A 4,018-nucleotide genomic window follows, 5' to 3' on the forward strand; every position below is an offset into this window, starting at 1 on the left:
CGACTATGGGATCGTTACTAAGATAGATATGTCCGAGATTCGCTCTCCTTTTATTCGTGTGGGATTGGTCGCTTTCTTTTTAGCTGTGCTGGCAATTCTACTGGGGGCGTTTGCGTTTTTAAGGATCACCGATCCAATTTTTCGCAAGAGTCAGGAATCGGAGAGTATGTTTCGGGGCCTGGTGGAACAATCTCTTGCGGGGATTTGCATAATTCAACACGGGGTGTTTATCTATGTAAATCCACGGTTCACCGAGATATTTGGCTACGAAAAAGCGGAGGAGCTTTTAGGAAAAACGCCGCTTGACGTAGTTTATCCTGTCGATAGAGAGTTGGTTGCTGAAAATATTCGTAAACGAATGGACGGTGAAATAGCCTTTGCACACTATTGTTTTGGCGGACTCAAAAAAAATGGTGACATTGTACAGATTGAGGTCTATGGTTCGCGTACGGAAATTCGGGAAATCCCTGCGATTATCGGCCTGTTGCTGGATGTTACGAAGCGAGTTGAAGATGATAAACAGTTACGACAACTCAAGGTTGCCCAGGAAGCAAGCCGGGCAAAAAACGAATTCCTCTCTTTGGTGACACATGAATTACGCACACCGCTCAGTGGAATTTCCGGACTTGCGCAAACCTTGAGAGATGCCTACAGGAATGGTTGGATGACGCAGGAAGAAGATATGTTGGGAGATGTTCTTGAGAAGATTCTTAAATCAGCCTTTCATATGGCCTCTTTGATTGAGGAATTACTTGAGTTTTCGCGCATTGAGGCAGGACGGTTCGATATCCAGTATGAAGCAGTAAGTTTACGACAGGCGTTGGATATCGTTAAGTCAAACCTGTTTGAAAAAATCAAAGAGAAGCATCTGGATTTTAAGGTTCAGATTCCGCCAGACCTGCCTTTAATCCACACCGGCCTCAAGCAATTAACGCAAGTTCTGTTTAATCTGATAGGAAACGCCGTTAAATTTACTGCTGAAAGGGATGTGATTACTGTACGGGCGGTGGAGGAAGGGGCAATGGTTTTAGTGAGTGTCGAGGATTCAGGTCCGGGTATGGATGAGGAGACGCTCAAGCACGTCTTTGATATGTTTTGGCGTAGTGATAAGACTATGAGCACTGAGGGGACTGGCCTGGGACTTGCGATCTCTAAAAAGATCGTTGAGACGATGGGCGGCAATATTTGGGTAAAGAGTGAGTTGGGGCGTGGGAACACATTTTATTTCACACTTAAACAATGGAGGGAAAATGAAGAAGGCTAAAGCCCTGGTTGTAGATGACGATGACAATAATCGCTTTATCTGTGAGGTTAATCTCAAACAACTTGGGTTTGCGGTCTTGTTGGCAGAGGATGGTCAGGAGGGCTTGGATCTGGCAATAAAAGAATTACCGGATGTTATCTTGCTGGATATAATGATGCCTAAGATGAATGGTTATCAGGTATTGGATGCCCTCAGGAAGAATCCGGGAACAAGCGACATCCCGGTAATCATATTAACTGCCAAGACTGACGCCATGGCAAAGGAGATCGAAAAGGCCCTTTTAGCCGGGGCGAATGACTATGTCAGAAAGCCGTATCAACTGGCTGAACTTACGGCTCGCGTGCGAACCCTGACAGAGAGACGGCTTGCTGAAAAGGCAAAGATAGCACTGGAGAAGGAAAGAGCGGTTGATTTGCAAGATGCCGCCAGGGTTCAAAGGAAGTTTCTGACCAACAAGGAAGCCCCTGGAGATATGTTCAACAATGCCGGATTGAATGTGGTGTTTTTCAATCAACCGGCCACGGATGTATCGGGTGACTTCTGGTTTCACAAGAAAATGCCCAAGGGTAAGGCCGGCCTGTTTGTAGCCGATACCTGTGGACATGGCGTTTTGGCGGCTCTTATGTCAATGCGGATTTTATCCGTCATTGATCATTGCCCGGCGCCGGCATTGCGTCCAAGTGAGTTTTTGATAAACATCAACAGCGATATCTATGGCATGCTGTCCCCGGAAAGCAGCTTTGTGGCAGGGATGTACTTTATTTTTGAGTCACGGAAGGTTATCTTTTCCAATGCCGGACAACCGGCGCCATTTTTGCTGCATGACGGAGGGGTGATTGAGCTTAAAAACTTTGGCCCTCCACTTGGCATATTTCCTGACTTAAAGGCTAAAGAGGCGGAGTATGACTTCATAAAAGGCGATCGCCTGGTTATTTATACGGACGGCCTGTTTGAGGAGATGAATGCTCAGGGTGAACCATTCGGGACAGAGAGGGTGGCCGAGTTCCTGCAAAAAAACCAATCCCTGCCCATTGAAGACCTGAAAGACTCCCTTATTTCTGAAGTTCGGGGGTTTGTCAGTGGCAGGTTTGATGATGACGTTACGGTTATTGTAATCGAAAGGGAGTAGCTCATGACGAAGTACACGATCTTTAGTACCGACCAGGACATGGATCGGTTCATGAACGAAATCCGTCCGGTGGTTAATGATTTTGCCTCCGGCAAGGAGCAAGACAATGAGATCACATACGCTGTAATGGAGCTCCTGGCTAACGCCCAAGACCACGGAAATGCAAACGAGGCTGACCGTAAGATTGTTATCGAAGTGGAGACAAAGCAAGGGTTCATGGTCTTTGGCATTGAAGATGAGGGTGTAGGTACAAAGCGGCCTGAAATACCAAAAGAATACCCGCCATTGTCATCACCACGGGGAAGAGGTTTAAAGTCGATTATAGACATGGGGTTTACCGTGCATTTTAATGACACGGGCAACAAGGTAACACTAGTAATCAAAAAGGAGGATTAAGCAATGGAAGTTGAAAAGGTTGGTGGCATTGAAGGTTTACCGGGGGTAATTTTTATTAACCGTCCATTTGCTTTTGAAAGGGCCAGGGAGTCTTGTAGCGCCTGGGCAAAGGCACTGGTTGACGAAGTGCAGAGTTGTCGCCAAAGTGGCGAAGTTAAGACGGTGGTTTTAAACTTTACTCACGTCTCTTTCCTGGGTTCTGTCCTGATTGGCGCTATTGGGGCTAGTTTGGCGGAGTGGGTGGTAAAGGCTATGTATATCTATGGGATGCAGGAAGGTGTAAAGAGTGTCGCTACTCTTTTTGGGTTAATCGGGGACGGAAGCTACCTTAACTCTGATATCAGGGATAACAGGAAAAAGTTAAAAGCATGTAAGACTGTGGAAGAAGTCTTGGCAGACATCAAGGGAGGACAATAGAGATGGATAAAAAGCTGACAACAACATTCACGTTTGAAGGCAGCATTGTTGAGGAGCAAGACAAGATGCTCCTTATCCAAAAGACAATCAGACAGCTTGAAGGGCTGGGAGGCAAAGGCAGATTGACAATAACCATTACGCCTGCAGACAGCAGCTTTGACGAGCAAACCAAGGCAAAAAACCTCCTGGATGCAGCAGTCAAGAACTTTGAAGCGCTGGGGGAAGCGATAGATATCGTCTGCAACTTTAAGAACATGCAGGTGGTCTCTTCAAAGTTTATGGGCGCTATAGGTATGGCTTCTGCCAGGGACATCGTGCGACATATTTACATCTGGTATGTCCAGAAGGAGATCAAGAATGCCGTGGACCGCTTCATGCCCGAAAAAATCACGACCATTGATCTCTCCAGGGAGGATAATGGCGGCGTGCGTGTAGTGGAGGAGTTCGACTGATATTATAGAGCGTTTGGCTCGTGCGCAAGACAAGGAAAGAAGGGGGAGTTCTGCTTCCCCTCAGCCCCCTTGCAGGGGGTTCTGAAGGGGGCAGGAGCGCATTCGCTGCCCATACGTGTTAAGCTAATCATGAAAATCTATCAATAAAGCCATTCCTTGTAAAACCACCCTTCCCTAACCCCTAATGCTGTTGACTTAAGGAAACATAGTATACTGATCGGATTCGAGTTTTTTCGGGTATCAAAATTGCTCGCATACAAGAAAGAAAGGGGCGGCTCCGCCCCCCTTCAGAACCCCCTGCAAGGGGACCAGTCCCCTTGACCCCATTATTTCACACTCAAATATCATGCCTGAAAAAAC

General features: G+C 46.8%; 5 protein-coding genes. All 5 read left to right on the forward strand.

Going from position 1 to position 4,018, the window contains the following annotated elements; all coding sequences use genetic code 11:
* On the forward strand, positions 1-1,264 hold a 1,264-nt coding region (locus HWQ67_RS13785), incomplete at its 5' end, for a PAS domain-containing sensor histidine kinase (protein ID WP_218253268.1).
* The gene (locus tag HWQ67_RS13790) at positions 1,251-2,393 is read left to right on the forward strand and encodes a PP2C family protein-serine/threonine phosphatase (RefSeq protein WP_218253269.1); all 1,143 of its coding nucleotides are present in this window, start codon (positions 1,251-1,253) and stop codon (positions 2,391-2,393) included. The genes HWQ67_RS13785 and HWQ67_RS13790, both read left to right, overlap by 14 nt.
* Positions 2,394-2,396: 3 nt before the next feature.
* Entirely contained in the window at positions 2,397-2,789 is a 393-nt protein-coding gene (locus HWQ67_RS13795; protein ID WP_218253270.1) for an ATP-binding protein, read from the forward strand.
* A 3-nt stretch (positions 2,790-2,792) separates the two neighbouring features.
* Entirely contained in the window at positions 2,793-3,206 is a 414-nt protein-coding gene (locus tag HWQ67_RS13800; protein ID WP_218253271.1) for a hypothetical protein, read from the forward strand.
* Positions 3,207-3,208: 2 nt separating this feature from the next.
* A complete protein-coding gene (locus HWQ67_RS13805) occupies positions 3,209-3,658 on the forward strand; it encodes a hypothetical protein (protein WP_218253272.1) in 450 nt (149 codons plus the stop codon).
* Positions 3,659-4,018 lie beyond the last annotated feature (360 nt).

Source organism: Candidatus Magnetobacterium casense (assembly GCF_019173545.1).
Classification (GTDB): domain Bacteria; phylum Nitrospirota; class Thermodesulfovibrionia; order Thermodesulfovibrionales; family Magnetobacteriaceae; genus Magnetobacterium; species Magnetobacterium cryptolimnobacter.

Coding starts and splice junctions, on each gene's coding strand:
- HWQ67_RS13790 (WP_218253269.1), top strand. CDS start 1,251: ATGAAGAAGGCTAAAGCCCTGGTTGTAGATGACGATGACAATAATCGC.
- HWQ67_RS13795 (WP_218253270.1), top strand. CDS start 2,397: ATGACGAAGTACACGATCTTTAGTACCGACCAGGACATGGATCGGTTC.
- HWQ67_RS13800 (WP_218253271.1), top strand. CDS start 2,793: ATGGAAGTTGAAAAGGTTGGTGGCATTGAAGGTTTACCGGGGGTAATT.
- HWQ67_RS13805 (WP_218253272.1), top strand. CDS start 3,209: ATGGATAAAAAGCTGACAACAACATTCACGTTTGAAGGCAGCATTGTT.